The 22,491-nt window shown below is 49.9% G+C and carries 17 protein-coding genes, 2 tRNA genes and 1 pseudogene; 17 read left to right on the top strand and 3 right to left on the bottom strand.

Features of this window, described 5'->3' with window-relative positions; genetic code table 11:
• The first annotated feature begins 217 nt into the window (after positions 1-217).
• The 12 genes and pseudogenes from AB4124_RS03405 to AB4124_RS03350 all read left to right on the top strand — a co-directional run bounded on the left by AB4124_RS03405 (position 218) and on the right by AB4124_RS03350 (position 14,452).
• Positions 218-625 carry a hypothetical protein gene (locus AB4124_RS03405; protein WP_015737147.1) on the top strand — a complete coding sequence of 136 codons (408 nt, stop codon included), beginning with the start codon at positions 218-220 and terminating at the stop codon, positions 623-625.
• Between the two features lie 322 nt (positions 626-947).
• The gene (locus tag AB4124_RS03400) at positions 948-2,072 is read left to right on the top strand and encodes an ATP-binding protein (RefSeq protein WP_076324534.1); all 1,125 of its coding nucleotides are present in this window, start codon (positions 948-950) and stop codon (positions 2,070-2,072) included.
• Between the two features lie 117 nt (positions 2,073-2,189).
• A pseudogene (locus AB4124_RS03395) lies at positions 2,190-2,711 on the top strand (leucyl aminopeptidase); the annotation flags it as partial.
• A 143-nt stretch (positions 2,712-2,854) separates the two neighbouring features.
• Positions 2,855-3,817 carry an aldolase catalytic domain-containing protein gene (locus tag AB4124_RS03390; RefSeq protein ID WP_213643481.1) on the top strand — a complete coding sequence of 321 codons (963 nt, stop codon included), beginning with the start codon at positions 2,855-2,857 and terminating at the stop codon, positions 3,815-3,817.
• A 177-nt stretch (positions 3,818-3,994) separates the two neighbouring features.
• Positions 3,995-4,068, top strand: a tRNA-Pro gene (locus tag AB4124_RS03385).
• Positions 4,069-4,145: 77 nt separating this feature from the next.
• A tRNA-Gly gene (locus AB4124_RS03380) sits at positions 4,146-4,216 on the top strand.
• Positions 4,217-4,602: 386 nt separating this feature from the next.
• Entirely contained in the window at positions 4,603-5,217 is a 615-nt protein-coding gene (locus AB4124_RS03375) for a TetR/AcrR family transcriptional regulator (protein ID WP_441971143.1), read from the top strand.
• A complete protein-coding gene (locus tag AB4124_RS03370; protein ID WP_441971142.1) occupies positions 5,214-5,870 on the top strand; it encodes an HXXEE domain-containing protein in 657 nt (218 codons plus the stop codon). The genes AB4124_RS03375 and AB4124_RS03370 overlap by 4 nt, the downstream gene beginning before the upstream one ends.
• A gap of 524 nt (positions 5,871-6,394) precedes the next feature.
• On the top strand, positions 6,395-8,263 hold the full coding sequence (gene abc-f, locus AB4124_RS03365) for a ribosomal protection-like ABC-F family protein (protein ID WP_441971140.1): 1,869 nt from the start codon (positions 6,395-6,397) through the stop codon (positions 8,261-8,263).
• Between the two features lie 450 nt (positions 8,264-8,713).
• Complete coding sequence (gene pheS / locus AB4124_RS03360) at positions 8,714-9,748, top strand: phenylalanine--tRNA ligase subunit alpha (RefSeq protein WP_076324529.1); 1,035 nt, start codon at positions 8,714-8,716, stop codon at positions 9,746-9,748.
• A gap of 29 nt (positions 9,749-9,777) precedes the next feature.
• Positions 9,778-12,228 carry a phenylalanine--tRNA ligase subunit beta gene (gene pheT, locus AB4124_RS03355; RefSeq protein WP_441971137.1) on the top strand — a complete coding sequence of 817 codons (2,451 nt, stop codon included), beginning with the start codon at positions 9,778-9,780 and terminating at the stop codon, positions 12,226-12,228.
• A gap of 259 nt (positions 12,229-12,487) precedes the next feature.
• A complete protein-coding gene (locus AB4124_RS03350) occupies positions 12,488-14,452 on the top strand; it encodes a hypothetical protein (protein WP_430106466.1) in 1,965 nt (654 codons plus the stop codon).
• 91 nt (positions 14,453-14,543) lie between these two features.
• On the opposite strand, the gene AB4124_RS03345 is transcribed toward AB4124_RS03350, so the two are convergent.
• Together AB4124_RS03345 and AB4124_RS03340 are read right to left on the bottom strand one after the other, a co-directional pair.
• The gene (locus AB4124_RS03345) at positions 14,544-14,930 is read right to left on the bottom strand and encodes a cytochrome C oxidase subunit II (RefSeq protein ID WP_441971135.1); all 387 of its coding nucleotides are present in this window, start codon (positions 14,928-14,930) and stop codon (positions 14,544-14,546) included.
• Between the two features lie 274 nt (positions 14,931-15,204).
• Positions 15,205-15,564: a phage holin family protein gene (locus tag AB4124_RS03340; RefSeq protein ID WP_076324525.1), complete on the bottom strand. Its 360-nt coding sequence runs from the start codon at positions 15,562-15,564 to the stop codon at positions 15,205-15,207.
• Between the two features lie 156 nt (positions 15,565-15,720).
• Here AB4124_RS03340 and AB4124_RS03335 point away from each other — a divergent pair, with 156 nt between their 5' ends.
• The 4 genes from AB4124_RS03335 to AB4124_RS03320 all read left to right on the top strand — a co-directional run bounded on the left by AB4124_RS03335 (position 15,721) and on the right by AB4124_RS03320 (position 20,697).
• Positions 15,721-18,090 carry an endonuclease MutS2 gene (locus AB4124_RS03335; RefSeq protein WP_339267503.1) on the top strand — a complete coding sequence of 790 codons (2,370 nt, stop codon included), beginning with the start codon at positions 15,721-15,723 and terminating at the stop codon, positions 18,088-18,090.
• Between the two features lie 120 nt (positions 18,091-18,210).
• Positions 18,211-18,630, top strand: coding sequence for a DUF350 domain-containing protein (locus AB4124_RS03330; protein WP_076324523.1), 420 nt, complete (start codon positions 18,211-18,213; stop codon positions 18,628-18,630).
• A 161-nt stretch (positions 18,631-18,791) separates the two neighbouring features.
• A complete protein-coding gene (locus tag AB4124_RS03325) occupies positions 18,792-19,349 on the top strand; it encodes a hypothetical protein (RefSeq protein WP_441971132.1) in 558 nt (185 codons plus the stop codon).
• Positions 19,350-19,470: 121 nt separating this feature from the next.
• Entirely contained in the window at positions 19,471-20,697 is a 1,227-nt protein-coding gene (locus AB4124_RS03320) for an MFS transporter (RefSeq protein ID WP_430106460.1), read from the top strand.
• A 157-nt stretch (positions 20,698-20,854) separates the two neighbouring features.
• On the opposite strand, the gene AB4124_RS03315 is transcribed toward AB4124_RS03320, so the two are convergent.
• A complete protein-coding gene (locus AB4124_RS03315; RefSeq protein WP_441971130.1) occupies positions 20,855-22,081 on the bottom strand; it encodes an NAD(P)/FAD-dependent oxidoreductase in 1,227 nt (408 codons plus the stop codon).
• 140 nt (positions 22,082-22,221) lie between these two features.
• On the opposite strand from AB4124_RS03315, the gene AB4124_RS03310 reads away from it, so the two are divergent.
• Positions 22,222-22,458, top strand: a complete 237-nt coding sequence (locus tag AB4124_RS03310; protein ID WP_083659766.1) for a hypothetical protein — start codon at positions 22,222-22,224, stop codon at positions 22,456-22,458.
• Positions 22,459-22,491 lie beyond the last annotated feature (33 nt).

Raw genomic sequence — 22,491 nt, 5'->3', positions numbered from 1 at the left:
TTCACCTCTGTTTTTATTGGATGAAATCGGGGAAGACTCTTGTTTAGAGAACCGCTCTTGCGTTGATATATAATAAATATATAGGCTTACAGACTTAAGCATAGGGAATCGTGCCTAAATTTTTAATCGAGGTTTTTTTCATGAAGGAATTAGCGGGAGTGAAAGCGAATACAATATTTTGAAACGGTTGAGAATCCACAAAAGGAGGGTGAACGATATGAGTTTTTGCTGTGGGGCTAGTATGATGGGTACAAAGGGTACACTGAAGCATTATCGCACTCAAGTACATAATGTTCCCCTGCTGTCTTGTCCGGTCTGCCATCGCGTCGAAGTACACCATCGGGTTGAGAATGAGTATGAAATATTGGCCGAATATGCCCATGGTGACGGAGCATCCCAGGTGGATTTTCAGGATTATGTGATGGAAGATGAGGACGCGATTTTTGAGAATGTTGTCAACCGGGAGTCGGAGGATCCGCTAACGGTGGTTCAGAGTCAGATTGATATGTCGTTAGATCTCCTGGTGGTTGCCAAATGGATGGAGGATGAGAAGTGGCAGGGCGAACTGAAAAGACGACTTGCCGTGATGAGTCAGCGCAGGCTCCGGCTCCAGAAGCAACCTTAACAGGAATTAATAAAGCCTCGTGAATATTCGGGGCTTTTTTAATGTTTCAAATGGAATCAAAGGGGGTAATATTTATTTTAATTGTTTGGGAATAGGGGTTAGATACAATACATAAACAGAAATACATAAGAACTAAGGATGGTATTTTTATGCAATTTCCCATTTTTCGACAGGATTTCTGATTGACGTTTCTTTGTCTCGATGACTATCATGGAAGGAAGCAGATTCGGGCTGCTTCTGATTCAAAGGCGGACAAGCTGATTATTGCAAGGTTTTTTGTCGGTTTGGTGAGTTCAACTTTTCAAGAAAAGGGGGAGCCATCTTGTTGAGTCAAATCCGTGAATCTGAGCTGCAGGCTATTCGTTCTTTTCATTCCAGCCAGCTTATTAGGAACAAGTATGAGAACATACTGGAGAATCTCGACAGCGGGATCATCCTCTTTGATAGTGACGGTGTGTTGGCATTTGTTAATGTACAGATGGCAAAATTATTAGGTGTATCCCGTAAATCGCTGACTGGCTGTACGCTGACCCAACTATTGCGTCATCCCCAGCTCTCCAGATTCAAGAAGAGAAAAATACTTCGCATTTTCCGGGAAACGGTATTCCATCGCAAGAGATTTCATGAACTGGTTGATGAATATGGCAGATCGTGGTTGATCACCATGACTTATGGCGACCAGATGGAAGGCGATTTTCTAATCAGCGTGAAGGATGTATCTGACTTCAAACGAATTGAGCAAACCGCTTATCAGAACGATAAGCTGGCCATGCTGGGAAAGATCTCGGCATCCATTGCCCATGAGATACGGAACCCGCTGACCTCCATCCGTGGCTTCATCCAACTGCTTCGTCCACATCTCGTAAGCTTAGGTAAGGACGAATATGCCAGAATTATCCTTACGGAGATCGATCGTGCGAATGATATTATATATGAGTTTCTAAATTCCTCCAAACCCTCTGCTCCAGAAACCAAGATTGTGTCCGTATCCTCTTTATTGAAGGAAGTCGTTCTACTAACTGAAAGTGAAGCCTTAATGAAGGGATGCCAAATTATTCTGCACACTGATAAGACCCCACCTGCGTTTATTTCCGTGGATGTGAAGCAGATCAAACAGGTGATTCTGAATATTATTAAAAATGCCCTGGATGCGATTAATGAGCATCATGATGAGAATATCACCGGAGTGATTGATATTTCCGCCCGCGATACGGGGAAACATATCAACATCTGCATTTCGGATAACGGTGGCGGCATGGATCAGAATACATTGAACCATCTGTTCAATCCATTCTTCACAACGAAAGAGAGCGGAACGGGGCTGGGATTATCCGTGAGTTACAGTATTATTAGAAATCATGGAGGCTCGATTGCCGTGGATAGTCAGGTTGGTAGCGGGACGGAGTTTGTGATTACATTTCCTAAATTGGACGTCTCGGAAGTATAAGAATGTACGATTCATGCCTGAATTAAATACGAGAGCAGCTGTTCCGATGGAATGGCTTTTTCTTTTTTAGGAGGAGAAGATCGCATGAAGTGGACATTACAAGGCAGCTTATCATAACCCGGCGATATTGTCACGACGCTGAGCGGTCGCACCATCGAAGTATTGAATACGGATGCTGAGGGACGTATTGTGCTTGCGGACGGAGTAACTTATGCCAAGCAGCTCGGGGCTTCGCGTTTGATTGATGTGGCCACATTGACAGGTGCTGTCGTTTCGGCTCTTGGGGATATAGCCACTGGGGCCGTAACTAATGATGAGACCTTTTTGCAAGAGCTTATTACCTCATCTCGGAGGGCCGGCGAAAAAATATGGCCGCTTCCATCCTATCCGGAGTTCTGGGATAAATTGAAGAGTGAGGTGGCGGATTTACGAAATCAGACGGGCCGAGAAGGCGGGACGATAACGGGTGGTCTTTTTGTGGGGACATTTGCTGATGGGCTGCCCTGGGTGCATTTTGACATAGCAGGTACGGCTTACTTATCCAAGGAGCGGGGCGTGGATCCCAAAGGGGCAACGGGTGTGCTCGTTCGCACCATCACCGACTGGATTCTTAAGCAGGTCCAGGTCGTCATGGATTGAATCGCTTGCTATGAAATGAAGATGTCAGTGGGAGTCCCATATCCCTTAGAAAAACGTCCGTCTTTCGGACGTTTTTGCTTTACTTTTCAACCGGCATTCAAGTATGATGAAGAGAAAAATTGCCGAGAGGAGTTTAGCTTAGAATGATTAAGAGTAGTCAGACAAAGATTGTAGACTGTACCATTCGCGATGGCGGACTGGTCAATAATTGGGATTTTAGTGTGGAATTCGTACAAAATTTATATGCGGGCCTGAATGAGGCTGGCGTGGACTATATGGAAATTGGTTATAAAAATTCGCCTAAACTGCTGAAAGGCGCTGATCAGGCGGGCCCTTGGCGTTTTCTGGATGATGATTTCCTCAGAGAAGTGATTCCTCATAAAGGCAAGACCAAACTGTCCGCCCTTGTAGATATCGGCCGTGTGGATGAAGACGATATTTTGCCACGCGAGGAAAGCTTGTTGGATCTCATCCGTGTCGCTTGTTACATCAAAGACGTGGATAAGGCGCTTGCGCTGGTACAGACCTTCCACGATCGTGGTTATGAGACTACGCTGAACATCATGGCTCTCTCCAACGTGATGGAGAATGAGCTGCTGGAAGCTTTTGAGCTGATCAGGGAGAGCGTCGTGGATGTGGTGTACATCGTCGATTCTTACGGAAGCCTTGATCATAAAGATATGGAATATCTTGTAAATAAGTTCAAGACGCATCTGCCGAACAAACGTCTGGGCGTTCATACCCATAACAACATGCAGCTGGCGTTCTCCAACACGCTGGTTGCTGCAGATCTTGGCGTTGAGCTTCTGGATGCATCCGTGTACGGTATGGGACGTGCAGCCGGCAACTGCCCGACCGAGCTGCTGGTTACCCATCTGAAAGGCACGAAGTATGAGCTGCGTCCGGTACTGGATATTATCGAGCGCTACATGATCCCTCTTCGCGAAAAAGAAGAGTGGGGTTATATCATGCCTTACATGATTACAGGCACCTTGGACGAACATCCGCGCTCCGCCATGGCACTCCGTGCTTCGGAGGATAAAGACAAAATTGTGGATTTTTATGATAAATTAACGACACCGGAAGTGACCTTCGACAAAAAATAGGCAAGGTGCTTTCACAGCCCTCATATCAGGTCAAGGTAAAACAGCATCCTTCCCTCCTGGGCAGGATGCTGTTTGCTTTAATATACGGGCGATCCATTTTCCATAAAATACATGTTGAAATTATATGTTCGACATGGTATATTTATTTTTGTCTTCAAAAGACGCCATCTTCATTATCGGGACGTAGCTCAGCTTGGTAGAGCACCTGGTTTGGGACCAGGGGGTCGCATGTTCAAATCGTGTCGTCCCGATTCGCTTATGAATTAGGGCCTCGCAAAAGTAATCAAAATATGCTCCGAAGCATAGCGTCACTTTTGTAGGTATATGTGCGGGTGTAGTTCAATGGTAGAACTCCAGCCTTCCAAGCTGGTAGCGTGGGTTCGATTCCCATCACCCGCTTATAGTTAGAACGAAAACCCTTGGTGACAAGGGTTTTTTGTTTGCGCAAATCCGAATTTACGAACTTTCGATTTCCCGTTCGATTCCTATAACAAGCACCATACATACAAAAAAGTCCTTGAAAGAACAAGGACTTTTTTTGCTGTAACGATGCGCTTATCTAACCGAAGCTTGATGGGCTGCCGGTAGAGCGCTGCCAATGCCCCCTATGAAGGGCTAGCGACTTAATATGCTGCAAAAGTACAGTTTTTTACCGCGTTGGCGGGGAATTTCAGGAGAATTCTAACGATTGCTTTGTCATAAAAAGGGTGGTAGACTCTCATTAAACAGTGTTTTAAACAACGTTTAATAAATTGTTTGCATCAGGATAGATAGGGAGGGGTTCGATGGCATCGCCAGACCACAGCAATGACACCAAAGAGAAGATTTTGCAGACGACACTAGACGTAATCAAGCGGGAAGGATTCGACAGTGTTACGATTCGCAAGATTGCTTCCCGTTCCGACGCCAACATCGCGCTTGTCAATTACTATTTTGGCTCGAAAGACAAGCTGATCAACGAGGCGATCAAGGGATTGCTGATCGGCTTCCGGGATACCTTCGATGTGCTCGATCACGTGTCTGTGCCACCGAAGGAGCGATTGAAATTATTTTTAACCCGTTACGTTCAGGTCATTCAGCAATATCCGGAGCTGGTGCTGCACACGATAGCGGCCGGCTCGGCGATGTTCGCGTCCCAACATGAGTATGGGGAATTTTTGCAAGCAACTGGATTTCATAAGCTTCAAAAGGTGTTTACAGAGATCACGGGGGAGGAACGGCCGGAATCGTTAATGATGATGGTTACGCAAATTTTCGGCGCCATTTTTCTCCCTGCATTAATGAAGCCGCTGCTCGAATCCGGAGCCGGGGTCAAGCCTGCTCCCATCGACCGGCAAATCGATTTTTTGTTTGAGCGCTACTTTCCTGAACATGGAGAAGCAAAGGAGCGAGGAAAATGAAATTTCTAAGGGATTATTGGCAGGATCTGGGCATCGTTGTCGCCTTCTTTGTATGCATTGGATTGTTGGTCAATGGGAGTCTCATGCCGGAAATCGAAATCATTTTATGGCTCAGCTTTGTGGCGATATTGGTGCATCAATTCGAAGAATATCGGTGGCCGGGGTATTTCGGAGGGTTGTTTAACGGCGTCATTTTTCGAAGCGAGCATCCGGAACGCTATCCGCTGAATACGCAGTCTGCTATGATCATCAACCTCGGCATCGCTTATATGTTTTACCTTCTTCCCGTGTTTGTCCCGCATCTCATCTGGCTTGGTCTTGCCCCCGTCTTCATGGGCTTTTTCCAATTTATTTGGCACGGCATATTTGCCAACATCAAAGCAAAAACGATATACAATCCCGGCTTGGGCGCCGTCCTGCTGTTTCATTTTCCGATCGGCGGCTGGTATATCTATCATATCGTTAGTTACAATCTGGCAAGTGCCTGGGATTGGATTTTGGGCTCGGTTTATTTTGTTATCGCCGCGTATATCTTCATCATCAAGGGGAATATGTGGCTGAAGGATGAACACTCGCCGTATTCCTTTTCTCCGAAGCAGCTAGGCCCTTATAACGTGTCTCCGAACACGGTATGGGTCGACGACGAAATATAGGAGCGACATTAGCCCTTGCAAAGATCTGGTCATCCAGACGGTTGACGGCAGTGTTGACCGACACGGGCGAGATGAGTTTACCCCTTTTACAAGCGCAGAATATCTGTTATAATGACCATAATTTCATTCCAAGAATGCGAGGTAACCTAGTCCAATGAAGTAAGACACCCTTTTCTCTAAACAACTGCATGTGGTTTGCAGGCGTTTCTCTACGGCGGTAGAGGAGAGATTTGGTGTGTCTGAACAATGTGACTGGGGTGCCTCTTTTTGTTATGTTGAAATGGTACTCTAACGAAATACAATCACATCCATGGAACGGATTTGCAGCTTCCGCTAACGGCGAGGTTATTGAGCTTCATTTCAATAGCAGTCAAGGCTGGACTGGAATGAACAGCCGAAGTTAGTGTCGGTCGTGCAAATTCGTCCCGTTCATTCAGATCAGACCCATATCTCTCTTTATAACATCCGCCGCAGGCCATCGCTTGCGGTTTTTTAGTTTTTTCAAAGAGAGAGGATGAGACGATATGACTATGATTCTAAAAGCGAAAGATATAAGTATGGAGCTCCAAGGAAGGCCGCTGTTTGAAGGCATTCAGCTGGAGGTGGCGGAAGGAGAACGGATTGCGCTGTACGGGCGCAACGGTACCGGTAAAACCACGCTTCTCTCGATTCTGGCCGGCGAGCTCGAACCGACCTCGGGCGTTGTGGAGACGATTCTCCCGCGGGAGCGCTGGGGCTGGCTCAGGCAGCAGGATGAGCCGGACAAAATCAATAGGAGTGCCATCGATACAGTGCGCAGCCGCAGTCATCCTTCATTATGGCAGCTGAAGCTTCAGCTTGCCGGCGTCGAGCAGCAGATGAATGGCGGCAGCCCTGTCGAAATGGAACAATTGCTTGAGCAATATGGCAATCTGCTGGAGCGTTACGAGTCCCAGAACGGTTTCCAGTGGGAGACCGAGGTGGAGAAAGCGATGACGATGCTGGGCATCGGGCCAGAGGTGTGGCCTGTATCCTACCGCGAGCTGAGCGGAGGCCAGAAGACGAAGGTCATGCTGTCAGGGCTCTTTGTATCGGCACCGAAATTTTTACTGCTCGACGAGCCCACGAACCATTTGGACAGCGAGAGCTTGGTCTGGCTGGAGCAGTGGCTGGTGTCGTCCTATAAAGGCACTGTGTTGTTTGTTTCCCATGACAGGGAATTCATCGATCGGGTAGCAACCTCCGTATGTGAGCTGACCTCGGAGGAACTTCGGCGTTACCGGGGAGGATATACGGATTACCGCCGCGAAAAGGAACGGGAGCTGCGCGAACAAGAGACGCTTTACCGGAAACAGGAGCTGGCCCGCAAAGCGCTGGAGGAATCGATCCGAAGATATGAGGAGTGGTTCCATAAAGCGCATAACGCGGCCGGGGACGTAAATGACGTCAAGATCACCGCCAGCTTTTACAAGGCCAAGGCCAAGAAGAACATCTCAAGATATCATGCCAAGGAAAAAGCGCTGGAACGGCTGGAAGCAGAGCGGGTGGATAAACCGCGAAGCGGTCCTAAGCTGAACATGGAGCTGGAAGGGGAAGCTTTCGGCGGCCGTACCCTTGTCCAAGTGAAGGACATCTGTTTTGGTTACGAAGATCAACCGCTTTTTAATAAGCTCACCTTCTATCTGAACCGCGGCGACCGGTTGGCCGTAAGAGGCCCTAACGGGAGCGGGAAAACGACACTGCTCAAGCTGCTGCTGGGCGAAATCGAACCGCAGGAGGGCCGAATTACCCGAAATCCTTCCGTTAAGATCGGTTATTTCTCACAGGAACTTGAGGGGCTGGAACCCGAAACCACGCTGCTGGACAGTCTGCTCGTCATTCCGGGAATGACGGAGAGCCGTGCGCGTACCTTGCTGGGCTCGTTCCTCTTCAGGCGGGACGATGTGTTTAAGAAGATGGGGCAGCTGAGCATGGGGGAGAAGTGCAGAACGGCTTTTCTCAAGCTGTATTTCAGCGGGGCGCATCTGCTCGTGTTGGATGAACCCTCGAATTACCTGGATGTGGATACCCGCGAGGTGATTGAACAAGTGCTTGTGAGCTTTCCGGGTGCGATTGCGCTCGTATCCCATGACCGGTATCTGGTGCGCAAAATCGCGAACCGGCTGCTCACGCTGAAGCCTGGGGGAGCTCCGGTTTGGTTTGAGGGAAGTGTGGATGAGGAGGAGGAACAGGCCTCGCGGACCGGTGTGATCAGGGGGAATACGGAGAAGGACAATCGGCGAATGGAGCTCGAATATCGGATTCAGGAATTACTGGGCTTATCAGCCGAAGATTTTGAAGCCGGGGACGAGGCGAGCTGGCTTGCCGAGATCAGGGAGCTCCGGGCAGAGCTGACCAGGCTTCAGTCGGAATAAGATCAGGGATCACGATTAAAATCAGTCAGATGGGGTTAAAATGGGGAAATGAAACTTGCCATATCCCGAAAGGTTGCATATAATAAACCCTATATATTTGCATATGTAATAAATGCGTGGATGGAGAAAAGTAGCTAGTGCCTCTTTACAGGGAAGGGATGCCGTGGATTGAGAGTGTCCCTATAGAAACAGGCTAGTGAAGTTCGCTCCGGAGCAGTTCCTTGAACACGGCATGGTGCCGGTCAGTAGGGGATAACGGGTCCGATTCGTTACGTCGGTCAAGTGAGCATGATGAGGTATACTCGGGCCTAAGGTTTTTTACCGCCTTGGTTAGGGTATGATGCATGTTAACAAGGGTGGTACCACGGTCTCTTCGTCCCTTTTCGGGAGGAGAGGCCTTTTTTGTTTTCAGTACGATGATGGAGTTTACAAAGGGGTGTGCGAATAGCTATGAAGGAAAAATTAGAAGCATTAAAGCAGGAAGCATTGGCGCAATTGCAGGATGTTACCGATCCGCAGCAGCTGAATGATTTGCGGGTGAAATACCTTGGCAAAAAAGGTGCCTTGACGGAAATCCTGCGCGGAATGGGAGCGCTGAGTGCAGAAGAGCGTCCCGTTATCGGCCAGGTGGCCAATGACGTTCGGGGCGCGATCGAGGAAGTCATCTCCGGCAAGCAGGAAGCGTTCCTGCAGCAGGAAACCGAAGAGCGCCTGCGTGCAGAGAAGGTGGACGTAACTCTTCCGGGCCGCAAGCTCAGCCAAGGCGCAGTCCATCCTTTGAGCAAGGTGATCCAGGATATTGAGGATATTTTCATCGGGATGGGTTATCAGGTAGCGGAAGGCCCTGAGGTGGAAACGGACTACTTCAACTTCGAAGCGCTGAATCTTCCGAAGAATCACCCGGCACGCGACATGCAGGATTCCTTCTATTTGACGGAAGATCTGCTAATGCGTACTCAGACATCCCCGGTGCAAGCCCGGACGATGCTGTCGATGAATGGGAAAGCGCCTGTCAAAATCATCTGCCCGGGTCGTGTATTCCGCCGGGACGACGATGATGCGACGCATTCGTTCCAGTTCCATCAAATCGAGGGCTTGGTCATCGGCGAGAACATTCGCATGAGTGATCTGAAAGGGACGCTGCTGCAATTCGTGCAGGAGATGTTCGGCGATGACACGCAGATTCGTCTGCGTCCAAGCTTCTTCCCGTTCACGGAGCCGAGCGCGGAAGTGGACGTATCCTGTGTAAGATGCGGCGGCAGTGGCTGCCGCGTATGCAAGCAAACAGGCTGGCTTGAGATTTTAGGCTGCGGCATGGTTCATCCGAAGGTGCTTGAAATGGGCGGTTATGACCCTGAGAAGTACAGCGGTTTTGCTTTCGGTATGGGGGTTGAGCGGATTGCGATGCTAAAATACGGCGTGGATGACATCCGTCACTTCTTCAACAACGATACAGCATTCTTGAATCAATTCACGCGGATCTAATTTTAACGATAAAGGGAAGTGAATAGACAATGAGAGTTTCAACCGATTGGTTGTCCGATTATATTTCGCTCGATGGCGTAACCTCAGAGGATTTGGCAAGCCGTATTACTTCGGCTGGTATTGAAATCGATGTGATCGAGAAACGGAATCAAGGCATTAACAAAGTGGTCGTAGGCTACGTCAAGAGTAAGGAGAAGCATCCTGACGCAGACAAGCTGAATGTATGCATCGTGGATGCGGGTCAGGAGGAAGATCTCCAGATCGTGTGCGGAGCCAAAAATGTGGATGCTGGCCAGAAGGTGCCGGTGGCGCTTGTTGGCGCTAAGCTGCCGGGCGGTATGGATATCAAGAAGGCCAAGCTGCGCGGCGTGCTCTCCCAAGGCATGATCTGCTCGGCGAAGGAACTGGGCATGAATGACAAACTGCTGCCTAAAGAGCTGCAGGAAGGAATTTTGGTACTTCCGGCTGAGACGGAGATCGGCAAACCAATTGAAGATGTGCTGGGTCTGAACGATGAAATTTTGGAGCTGGATCTGACGCCGAACCGCTCTGACTGTCTCAGCATGCTGGGAGCAGCTTACGAAGTGAGCGCCATTCTGGGGCGCGAGCTGAGTCTTCCGAACCCGGAGAAGGAAATTCTGGAGGTTCAAGATGCAGCAGCCGATCATATCTCGGTTACGATCGGGGCTGACGAGCAGTGCAGCCATTACGCGGCACGTTATATTACCGGAGTTAAGATCGGTCCTTCTCCGCTGTGGATGCAGAACCGGTTGATGGCAGCGGGCGTGCGCCCGATCAGTAATATCGTGGATATTACGAACTATGTGATGCTGGAATATGGCCAGCCGCTGCATGCTTTTGATGCAGATCAGCTGAAGGATGGCGCGGTCCATGTACGTATGGCTGAAGCTGGAGAAACGATGGTAACGCTGGACGGCGCGGAGCGTCGCCTGGAGCCGCATATGCTGGTGATTACAGCAGGGGGCAAGCCGGTAGCCTTGGCTGGCGTTATGGGCGGGCTGGACTCCGAAGTAACGGACAGCACGGTCAATATTTTCCTGGAGTCGGCTAAGTTCGATGGCGGTACCGTCCGCAAAACATCCCGTCAGCTCGGACTGCGTTCGGAGGCAAGCTCCCGCTTCGAGAAGGAAGTGGATCCTGCCGCAGTTATCCCTGCACTGAACCGTGCAGCGGCATTGATGGCGAAATATGCCGGAGGCGCTGTCCATCAGGGAATCGTCGAAGCAGGCAGTGCGGACACCGAGCCTACCGTGATTACGTTGTCGCTGGAGAAGCTCAATCGTTATCTGGGAACGGAGCTGTCCCTGCTTGAGGTGAAAACGATCTTCGCCCGATTGCATTTCCCTTGCGGAGATTCGGGCCAAGGAATGGTGGATGTTCAAGTGCCTTCCCGACGCGGCGATATCGTGCTTGACGTAGACCTCATTGAAGAGGTGGCCCGTCTGTATGGATACGACAATATCCCGACAACGGCGATTGAAGGTCCGACGACACCGGGTTCATTGACCATCGCTCAGGCCATCCGCCGCTCGCTTCGCCGTTTGCTGACGCATAGCGGATTCCAGGAGGTTCTGGGTTATTCCTTCATCCATCCGCAGCAAGCGGAAATGTTCACCTCCCTTTCGTCAGATGGCACGGCGGTTAAGCTGGCCATGCCAATGAGCGAGGACCGCAGCGTCCTTCGCACCAGCCTGCTTCCGCAGCTGCTGGATATCGCGGTGTACAACCATAACCGCAAGCAGCCGGACTTGGCCCTGTTTGAAATAGGGAACCTGTTTCATACGCATGAGAAGACATTGACGAAGCAGCCGCTGGAGCGCCCGGTTCTCGGGTTGCTGCTGACGGGACGCAAAGGCAGCAAGCAATGGAATGTTCAGCCGGCCAAGGTCGATTTCTTCGATTTGAAGGGGGCGCTCGAAACGGTGCTCGACTACCTTGGAATTGGCTCAGAGGAGATCACTTACGAGGCCAACGGACCGGAGGGCTTCCACCCGGGACGTTCCGCTTCCGTATATGCGGGTCAAGGCGAGAACAAGCGGCTGTTAGGTGTACTGGGACAAATTCATCCGAAGACGCAGCAGGAGCTGGATTTGGAAGATACCTATGCCGCGGAGATTCTCCTTAAGCCGCTGTATGATCTGACTAACGCCCGCGTCGTTTACCGCGATTTGCCTAGATTCCCGGGTATGGAACGCGATCTTGCCATCGTGGTGAATGAGGAGGTTGAAGCCGGCTCCCTGATTCAAGTGATCAAGGAGAATGCTGGTGAGCTTCTGCAGCAGATTCAGGTATTTGACGTCTTCACAGGCAGCAAGCTTGGAGAGGGTAAGAAGAGTGTTGCCATCTCTATGACGTACCGTCATCAGGAACGGACGCTGACCGATGAGGAGGTTGCTGGCGTCACGGAAAAAGCGATTGCTGCCCTTCAGCAAACTTTTGGCGCAGAATTAAGAAAATAGCAGGAATTGTGAACGCCTGCATCGAATCCATTACATCAGGGATTCGATGCGGGCTTTTTTGCTCTAAATTGAACTGGGATTTGCATCAGGACGCCCGCAGGGTACATAATTATAAGCACAAAACTGTGTTATCATATACCAAACTTCGGTCTGTTTTCTTGAGGTTCGTCTACAGATGTTATCTCATATATAATGAATGTAGAGAATAGACCATTTCAGACATCATAGAATCTACACATAATAGAAGGAGGGCACAATTTTGACTACATCGGACCGTAAAAGCGTTACCGTAGATATCTACGGAACTTCCTATAAACTCGTTGGCAGTAGCAGTGATTATACCAGACAGGTAGCGAATTATGTAGATGATCGCATGCGTACCATATCCAAGGCGCACTCTCGATTGGATACCCCGCGTATTGCCGTCCTAGCTGCAGTACATATGGCTGAAGAAGCTTTGCAGAAGCTGGAGTTTCAGAATGAGGCCAAGCAGATGACGGCCGAGCGAAATGAACTGCGTACGGAGCTTGCCAAGGTACAAGGACTTCAGATCGAGCAGCAGGAGAGACATCGTCAGCAGCAGGAGCAGTTGGAGCACAAGCTGGCGGAGCAGACTACGCTGGCTGAGGAATACAGGAAGTCCAAGGAGAATCTAACCGCGGAGTCAGAGCGTACGAAGGAATTGCTCCAGAAGGAATCGGACCGCGTGGCGGAACTGCTGAAGGAGAAGCAGCAGCTTGAGGCCCGTCTTAAGGAGCAGCGCGAGAAGCTGGAGAGCGGCCATAAGCAGTCTATTGAAGATATGAAGCGCCGCTATGAAGGGCAGATTTCGCAGTTGACGCTCACTCATAAACAGGCCATCGAGAAGCTGGAACAGAGTCAACGGACCTCTGCGAAACAGGCCGAGGAGAAGCTGGCTGAGCAATTGAAGAAACAGGAGAGCACCTATAAACAAGAGGCGCTCCTGAAGGAGCAGCAGCACTCGAAGATCGTGCACGATATGGAGCAGAAGTATACGAAGACGGTGCAGGATCTGGAACAGAAGAATACGAAGACGGTACAGGATATGGAGCAAAAGCATACAAGTACCGTCCAAGAGCTGGAGAAGCAGCTTGCCGAGCAGCGAACGCGGGGCGGGCAGCTCCAATCACGTTTGTCGTCCGCCGAGAAGGAACTGGGTGCTGTAAAAGCAGAATCGGACAAGCTGAAGGAAGCGCTCCAGTCGTCCAGACAGCAAGCCGAGGCCTCTTCGCAGGAATTGCGTTCCTTCCGAACGAAGGTCGAAGGGCTGACGAAGGAGCTCGAGGGCCTGAAGCAGGAATCCGCCAAGTCGGAGGAAGAGCGCCGTCGTCTGCAGAAACTTGTGGTGGATGCAAATCAGACCTCCCGCAAACAGCAAGAAGAGCTGCAGCGTCTAAGCAGCGAGCTTCAATCCTGGCGCACGCTGGCTGATCAGCGCAAAGAGGAAACCGCTGAGCTCGAGATGAGAATTGTCGAGCTTATGGAAGCGAACGAGAGCCTGGAAGAAGGAATGAAGGGACTTCAGGATGAGATCCAGGTCATGAAGGACGAAGCTGACCGGACTATGTCAGAGCGTAGAAGTGCCCAAGAGGAATTGAATGAACTGCAGCTTCGCCATGAAGAGCTGGAGAAACTCGCGAAGGAAGCGGGAGTCCGAGAGGAAGAGACCAGCAAACTGTACGCTATGCTGGAGGAAGAATACGATACGGTGTCGAATCAGCTGGATGAGCTTCGCAAGAAGGCGGCTGCCAGTGAAGAGCGCGCACGTGAACTCGCCGAGCAGCTGAGAGATTCAGAGGAACGCGCCGTTCAGTGGCAGGAGCAATACCGGCAAGGGATGGCGGAACGGGAACAGCTTGCCGAGGACAGCGAGAAGCTGGCCGCAGAGCGCGATGAGTGGAAACGAACCAAGCTTGCTCTCGAAGAAGAGCTCCAGTCATGGCAGCAGGAAATAGCATCCGCACGCCAAGCCTATGAACGTCTGGAAGACGAGAAGAGTGAAGCGGCACAACAGTATTCCGATTTAGGTGAACAGTATGAGCTGGTCATGCACCAATATCGTCTGCTCCAGGCAGAACAGGAATTGAAGGCGGAGCAATCTGCGCAGCTTGAAGAAGAACACCGTAAGTTGAAGGAAGAGTATTCGAAGCTCCAAGTTGAATATAATGAGTGGATCGAGTTGATTGAGCAGGATCAGCGTTAGGCCATGGCGAAGATGTGAACCTGAAAAAACCTCCGGATTAGACAGAGGATACTCTGGCGATCCGGAGGTTTATTTTCGTGAGGAAGATCTACTATTCTTCGACGATAAGTTTGGACATCATTTTGCTGTGACCCGCTCCGCACATAATGGAACATGAAACTTCGAATTCTCCCGTCTCATCAGGCGTAACGATAGTTGAGTTGTTTTTACGATCGAGCTGCAGTCCGAGCGCAGGAATCATAACGCCGTGGTTGCCGTCTTCATTCTCGTAAGTAATCTTGACAGGCACGCCTTTCTTGAGACGATATTCCTCTTGGTCGAATTGGAAATTGGTGCCCTTAATCACGAGTTCAGCTTCCGGTGCTACACCAGTATCCGAGATCGCTGAATCTCCCTGGGACTCTTTCTGGTCTTCACCGCAGGCAGCCAATACAAATAGGAGCATACATGAAACAAGTAAAGCAATGCCTTTTTTCACTGAAATCTCTCCTGACTATGAAATAATTGTGAAATATAATTTCCAATCTTTATGATAGCGCAGAAAAAGAGTGGGTGCACATTCGTGTTATGAAAAATTGGTGAACGTGAACGGTTTCAAACGATGATATAGATTTACTTTATAATATAGGGGAAGATGGAAAACCCCCTGTTTAGATTAACAGGGGGTTAGTGTGGGGATACTGCTGCCGTTCGGTTCGTTCAGAAAGAGGGCTTCAGAGGAATCCTCTAACAGAAGCGGGCGTTCTTCTATCTTATTCTTTGCGGGATTTGCCTGCTTCAAAAGGGGTGGAAACCGGAATGAACAGATCGATGATCCCGATGACCAGTGCAGCAAGCAAGGCGCCCAGTACGGAGACGCTAACGCCTCCAACGATGAATTGGGCAAGGTAAATCACGAGTGCGCTCACCAGGAAGCCCACGATGCCACGTCCAAACGGTGTGACTTTTTTGCCGAAAATGCCCTCGATAGCCCAACCAATCAGGGCGATAACGAGTGCAAGCAACAGGGCGCTTCCGAATCCGCCGACGGTGAATTGGGGGACAATCCATCCGACAACCATAAGAACGAGCGCGGCAACGATAAATCGAACAACATGCCCGAGAAATTGCATGGTACCTGCCTCCTTAGAATAAGACTGGAATGTTACGCAGAATTTATTTTGTTCAATAGGGCCGTCGGTTATGTGTGGAAGGTTTTTGGATTCCTTGGCGAATTCGTATTAGTTTCGATATAATATATGCATCGATTGAGAGGAGTTGTGAACTTCTTGAATGACAAGATTTTGCAAACTTTAGAATACCGAAAAATTTTAAATACATTAACACAATACACTCAAACTTCCATGGGAAGTGCGAGAGCTGAAACGTTAATGCCTGAAACCGACCTGGAGGCGGTAAAGGATTTGCTTGCGGCTACTGACCAGGCTTACACCGTAGACAGGCTCAAGGGCAATCCGTCTTTTCGCGGGATTACCGATATTAACGACGCATTGAAGCGAGCCAGAATTGGGGGGACGCTTAATCCCCATGAATTGCTGGCTGCGTCGAATACGATTCATGGATCACGCCGAATCAAGCGGTTTATTGCAGCGATCCACGAGGACGAGAAGATTGAGATCCTCTATAATTTGAGTGATCTTATTTCGGAGCAGAAGCCTCTGGAAGATGCCATTCGGCTCTGTATTGACGATGCTGCTGAGGTGCTGGATTCCGCAAGCGCGGAGCTTTCTCAGATCCGGCGGGAATTGCGGGGCGGAGAAGTTCGCATTCGCGAGAAACTGGAGTCCATGATTCGATCGCAATCCGTGGCGAAGATGCTGCAGGACCAGTTAATTACGATTCGCGGCGACCGTTTTGTCATTCCAGTAAAAGCTGAATATCGCTCGCATTTTGGCGGTATCGTGCACGATCAGTCCGGGTCAGGCGCGACGTTGTTTATTGAGCCGGAATCCATCGTAGCCATGAACAACAAGCTGCGCGAGACGCGAATGCGGGAAGAGCGGGAGATCGAAGTGATTCTGCAGAAGCTGACCGCCCAGGTCGGCGAACAGGCTGAGCTGCTATCCATTGACTTGGATCTGATCGGCCAGCTCGACTTTATTTTTGCCAAGGCTCGTTTAGCCCATGTAATGAAGGCTTCACTACCAAGAATGAATGACAGAGGTTATATTAAGCTGCGCAAAGGCCGACATCCACTGATTCCAGCGGATCAGGTTGTGCCGCTTGATGTGGAATTAGGCAATTCCTATACATCCATCATTGTCACAGGGCCGAATACCGGCGGTAAGACGGTTACGCTCAAAACGATCGGATTATTAAATCTGATGGCGATGTCCGGACTCTTTATTCCTGCCGAAGAAGGCAGCCAGATGTGCGTGTTTGATGCGATCTACGCGGATATTGGCGATGAGCAAAGCATTGAGCAGAGCCTCAGTACCTTCTCCAGCCATATGACGAACATCATCCGCATATTAAGCCAGATGACGCCGAAGAGCCTAGTGCTGCTTGATGAGGTGGGAGCAGGGACGGACCCTGCGGAGGGTTCCGCTCTGGCGATTTCCATCCTGGAGCATATCCACCGCATGGGCTGCCGCATGATCGCGACAACGCACTATTCTGAATTGAAGGCTTATGCATACGAACGCAAAGGTGTCATCAACGCCAGCATGGAGTTCGATATCAATACCCTAAGCCCGACCTATCGCCTGTTGGTAGGCGTGCCTGGGCGCAGTAATGCGTTTGCCATTGCAGAACGTCTAGGATTGCCGGGATCCATTCTGGAATTTGCCCGTGGCGAAGTGAAGGAAGAAGATCAACGAGTGGAGCATATGATTGCATCGCTCGAAGAGAACCGGCACACCGCGGAAGTAGAGCGTGAGAAGGCGGAGCAGGTTCGGAAGGAAATGGAGGAGCTGCGTCTTCGTCACCAGCACGAGCTTCAGAAGCTGGAAGAGCAGAAGGACAAGCTTGTTGATAAAGCTCGTACGGAAGCAAGGCAGATCGTGGACAAGGCCCGGAGTGAGGCGGAGGAAATCATCGCGGATCTACGCAAGATTGCCCAAGAGGAAGGAGCTTCCGTTAAGGAACACAAACTGATTGCTGCCAGAAAGCGTCTGGATGACGCCGAACCGCAGCAGGGTAAGAAGACGGCTGGCCAACGTTCAGCGAAGCAGCAGCGCAGCATTGAGCCAGGAGATGAGGTTCGGGTATCCAGCCTGAATCAGAAAGGGCATGTTGTAGAAATGGCCGGGTCCAAGGAAGCCGTTGTTCAGCTTGGCATTATGAAGATGAAGGTGGCGCTGGATGATTTGGAGCTTTTGTCGAATCCGGCAGCAAGCGCCAAACAAGCGCCGAAACAGCATGCTACCGTCTTGAAGCGGACTCGCGATACCAACATCCGGAATGAGCTGGATTTAAGAGGAGCGAATCTGGAAGAAGCGCTGATCGAGGTGGATCGGTTCATTGATGAGGCTTTTCTGGGGAACCTGGGGCAGATCTACATCATACATGGTAAGGGAACCGGAATACTGCGAACCGGGATTCAGGATTATTTGCGCAAACATAAACATGTTAAGAGTCATCGTTTAGGCAATTACGGCGAAGGCGGCAATGGCGTTACGATTGCCGAGTTGAAATAAGAAAAGTAAGAAATCAGGAACCGTTTTCTCCTTCAATCGTATAACATATCATCATAAGGTTCAGAACGACGGGATGCGAAAGGTGCCGCATCCCGTTTATATCAGGGAGGAAAAAAGGGAATGACGGAAGCGATTGATCATTTGCTGACCCATCCACTTGGGGTGCTCGTCGGCTATTTCTCGGTTGCGATACTTGCACTTATTGTTTACTTGTATTGCTTTGAATTGGTTACCAAGTACAACTGCTGGGATGAAATACGCAAAGGAAATGTTGCCGCAGCTATGGCGACCGGCGGCAAGGTCTTTGGCATCTGTAACGTGATGCGGTATAGCATAACAGCCAATACGTCCATTTATGGCATGATTAAATGGTCATTCTTCGGGTTCATACTGCTTTTATTGGCTTATTGGTTGCTTGAGTTCTTGACTCCCGTATTTTCGGTCGATGAAGAGATTGGCAAGGATAACCGCGCAGTTGGCTTGATCGTACTAATTATCACCGTATCTTTATCTTACATTATTGGAGCGAGCATCATTTAAGGGCTTCGGGAGGAAAAGGACGATGAAATATTTACCGCGGATATTGTTTGCGGCTGCCTTGATTTTTTTTGTGGCGGGTATTGTATACTTGATGTCTCAATAAAAATAAAGTTAATAGGGCCATTCATGGCCGTTTGAATAAAGAAAGGGATGAATGATCGATGGAACCGACGGTTTGCCCATGGTGCCAAAGTGAGATTGTATGGGATGAAGAGATAGGTCCCGAAGAGACTTGTCCTCACTGTGCGAACGAGCTTAAAGGCTATCGCACATTGAATATCGCATTGGAAGACGAGGATATACAGGACGATCCGGAGGAATATGAAGAGGCTTATGAGGCTTCCGATGAGGAAGCGGGTGATCTTCATCGTATATGGGGATCCGACCATGAAACACTGTCCTCGCTTCGAACCGTGGATAAGTATGGGGAGGATCATGACCTCTTTGCATTTGAGGAGACGGTAGAGGGGATTCTGGACCAGCAAGAGGAAGTTCCCGAGTGCTTGCATTGCAGAGAGTATATGCTTCATGCCGGAACGCAGCATGTGAGTGGGGAAGGCTTCCAGCCGGTTAACGCAGCCCTGATTCAAGGCCCTATCCTTCAGCCGCCTTATGATCTAAATGTATATGTGTGCCCTGGATGCTTCCATGTACAGCACAATCTGGCAGAGAATGACCGGCTTCGGATGATCAAAAGTTTTATCCATAAAAAGGAATAGAGTTTGCGGAAAGGCGCTGTATGCCGATCCACGGCTAGTTTAAGGAAACTGCTTGCGGCGGTTTCCTTTTTTTTGTTCATGAAGTGGGGATTAGAGGGGTAAAATACCTTGGACTTCAAGTGTGAAGGCAAGGGAGGAACTGTATATGAAGTTGACAAAGGACCCCCAGGCTATGCTTCTGTTATCCGTTCATGGGTTGTTTATACTATCGAGTGCATTGTCGGGTACATTCCTCAACGTATACTTATGGAAAAGCCGCCAGGACTATACGATGCTCGGTTGGTTCACGATTGCTCAGCAGGTTGCATTGGGTTTGACGTTCTGGACCGCCGGCAAATGGGTGAAGGAGCATAACAAAATGAATGCGCTTCGCCTGGGTATTGCAGTGTCCGCCCTGTTTTATCTATGCGTTCTGTGGGCAGGGAGGGATGCCGTCCATTATATTTGGCCTCTCGGCTTGCTGTTCGGCGTCTCATTGGGATTATTCTGGTTAGCCTTTAATGTGGTTTACTTCGAGATTTCAAGTGCAGAGAATCGGGACTGGTTTAATGGCTGGATCGGACTCCTGGGCTCCATAACGGGGATTATCGGTCCGTGGATGGCGGGTTGGATCATCACGATGATGCATGGGGATCAGGGCTACCGGTTTATTTTTACCGTATCGATGGTCATCTTCGCGGCGACGGTGGTGCTCAGCTTTTTTCTGCGAAAACGACCGGTCCAGAGCGACTATCATTGGCTGGAGGGGGTTAGCCGACTCAAGGAGGGCGGAGTCTGGAAATACGCGGTATTCGGCTTGGCCGTTCAGGGAATCAGGGAAGGGGTGTTTTCCTTTCTTATTACACTCCTTGTTTTTGTGGCGACGGACCAGGAATCGAAGCTGGGGCAATTCGCATTGATTACTTCGGCGGTTTCGCTGGTCAGCTACTGGGCCTGCGGGAAGTGGTTCAAGCCCAAATTCCGTAAAACCGGCATGCTGGTAGGTTCGATATTGATGCTGCTGGTAATTATGCCGCTGCTATTTGCTGTCAACTATACTACGCTGTTGGTGCTGGGAATCGGGACGTCGCTGTTTATTCCGCTGTACATGATGCCGGCTATATCGGCCAGCTTTGATCTTATGGGAGTGAATCAGGAAAACGTGGAGAAGCGGGTGGAACTGGTCGTGCTGCGGGAACTCAGTCTAACCATAGGCCGAATTACGGGTCTCCTTGTGTTTATTCTTGTTCTGTCATTTAGACAGGACACGTTAACGGTAACCCTGCTGCTGCTGTTTCTGGGGGCTTCCCCTATCGGATCGTGGCTGTTTATACGAAAGCTGTTTCCTTCCAAAGGACAAGTCACCTGAACATCTGAAGCCTAATCGCACCCGCTCGCGTCAAAAGCGTTGTGCCAGTTAACGAACGGTGAGTTGATAAACAAGAGACAGCGTTACGGCGCAACCCTACAACCGAAGAAGGTATCTCCAAGGCCCCATGGCCAATAAGGAGATACCTTCAATTATTTTATGTCATTTTCAGGTCGATTGGCCGTATCAAGGAGAACCATTTCAGCTCTTCGGGCTCACGTCCTGCAATCGTCTCGGCCAGCAGATCCGCAGCGATCATGCTGTAAACGGTCCCGTTTCCGCCATACACCTCGATAAAGTAGCTGTGCGGATACTGCGGGTGTCTGCCGATCAACGGGATGCCGTCTTGGGTTGTGGCAAACACGCCGGCCCAACTGCAAGCGATTTTCAAATCCGTCATATGGGGGAACAGTTTCTGGATTTCATTTAGCAATCTCCGGCCTCTCGGTTCAGCGTATTCCTCTGGTTTGCCTGAAGGAGGAAGCGGTTCATCCAGTCCTCCGGCTATGATTCGTTGATCCGGCGTTGTCCGGAAATAGAGATAAGGGCGATTTGTTTCCCATATGAATGCTCGCTCGTACCATGAAGACAGATCGGATACAGGCTCCGTCAGGATGGCATAGGTGTTGAGCAGCTCCGCTTGATAATCAGGCTTCCATTCTTGGGTGCTATACCCGGTGGCCCAGATCACGTTCCTGGCGAGGACGCTTCCTTGGTCGGTTAAGACGGTGACATCGCTGTCGGTATACCGAGTTTCCTTCACTTCGCTATTTTCGTAAATTCGCAGCCCATGCTCCCAGGCATCTTGAAGAAGATTAAGCCCAAAACGGTAGGGATCGACTTCGGCATCGCCGCGAGTATAGATGGCAGCTTCTTTTGAGAACGGAAAGTTAGCCTTCACATGCTCGCGGCTCCAGTACTCCACATCGAAGCCCTTTCGTTTGAGCAGGTCATACTCATGGCGAAGCATGCCGACATCTTGGGGGTTACTGGCATAGTAGAGGCTGCTTCGCGGGGTCAAGCCGGAATCCCTGGACAGATGATTTGCAATTTCGGTGAGCCGACGTACGGCGTTTCTGCACATCATGTAGAAGGAGGAGCCCTGTTGTTCGTTAAATTGTTGGATCAGATCAGATAGGGGGCAGTCGCTAGAGAATTGCAACAGCCCCGAATTGGCGGATGTGCTGCCTTCGCATACGCGTTTTTTGTCCAGCAGGACGGTGTCCACGCCTTGCTTGGTCAGCACATAGGCCATCAGCGCACCGCTAATACCGCCGCCGACAATTAGCACATCACAGCTGAGCTGTTCTGATAGACCGGGGTATCTTTTTACAGGTTCGGTGTTTAAATATTTCCAGGGCGTTGTTCCGCCGGTCAGTAACATGGTCCCTCACCCCCTCATTGTCACATCGTTATTAGTTTGGACGTTCCTTTCCTATTTAATGACATCTCACGACATAGATTTTTATATAGGTGGCATACTAGCCCTGTGCAATCTAATTGGAAAGGGGAACAAACACAAAGATGATACCTAATCAGCAATTACAGCCTCTAACTTCAAAAGAACTGGACTATATTGCGGATTGCATTTCCAACGAGACCATGCTGGCCAAGCATTGTGCCGCGACAGCCGCAGCTAGTCAAAATCCTGCAATCCAGCAGGCGCTGCTGGGATTCGTAAGTCGCCATGAGCAGCATCTCGATACATTGGTTAACTCACTGCAGATTCACAGCAATATCGCGCCGACGCAGCCTCAATAAGAGGAGATATAGACAAGGATGCATAATTGTTAA

Origin of the sequence: Paenibacillus sp. 2KB_20, from assembly GCF_052115765.1 — a bacterium.
GTDB lineage: Bacteria > Bacillota > Bacilli > Paenibacillales > Paenibacillaceae > Paenibacillus_AQ.
This window is presented reverse-complemented; position numbering and strand designations above follow the sequence as displayed.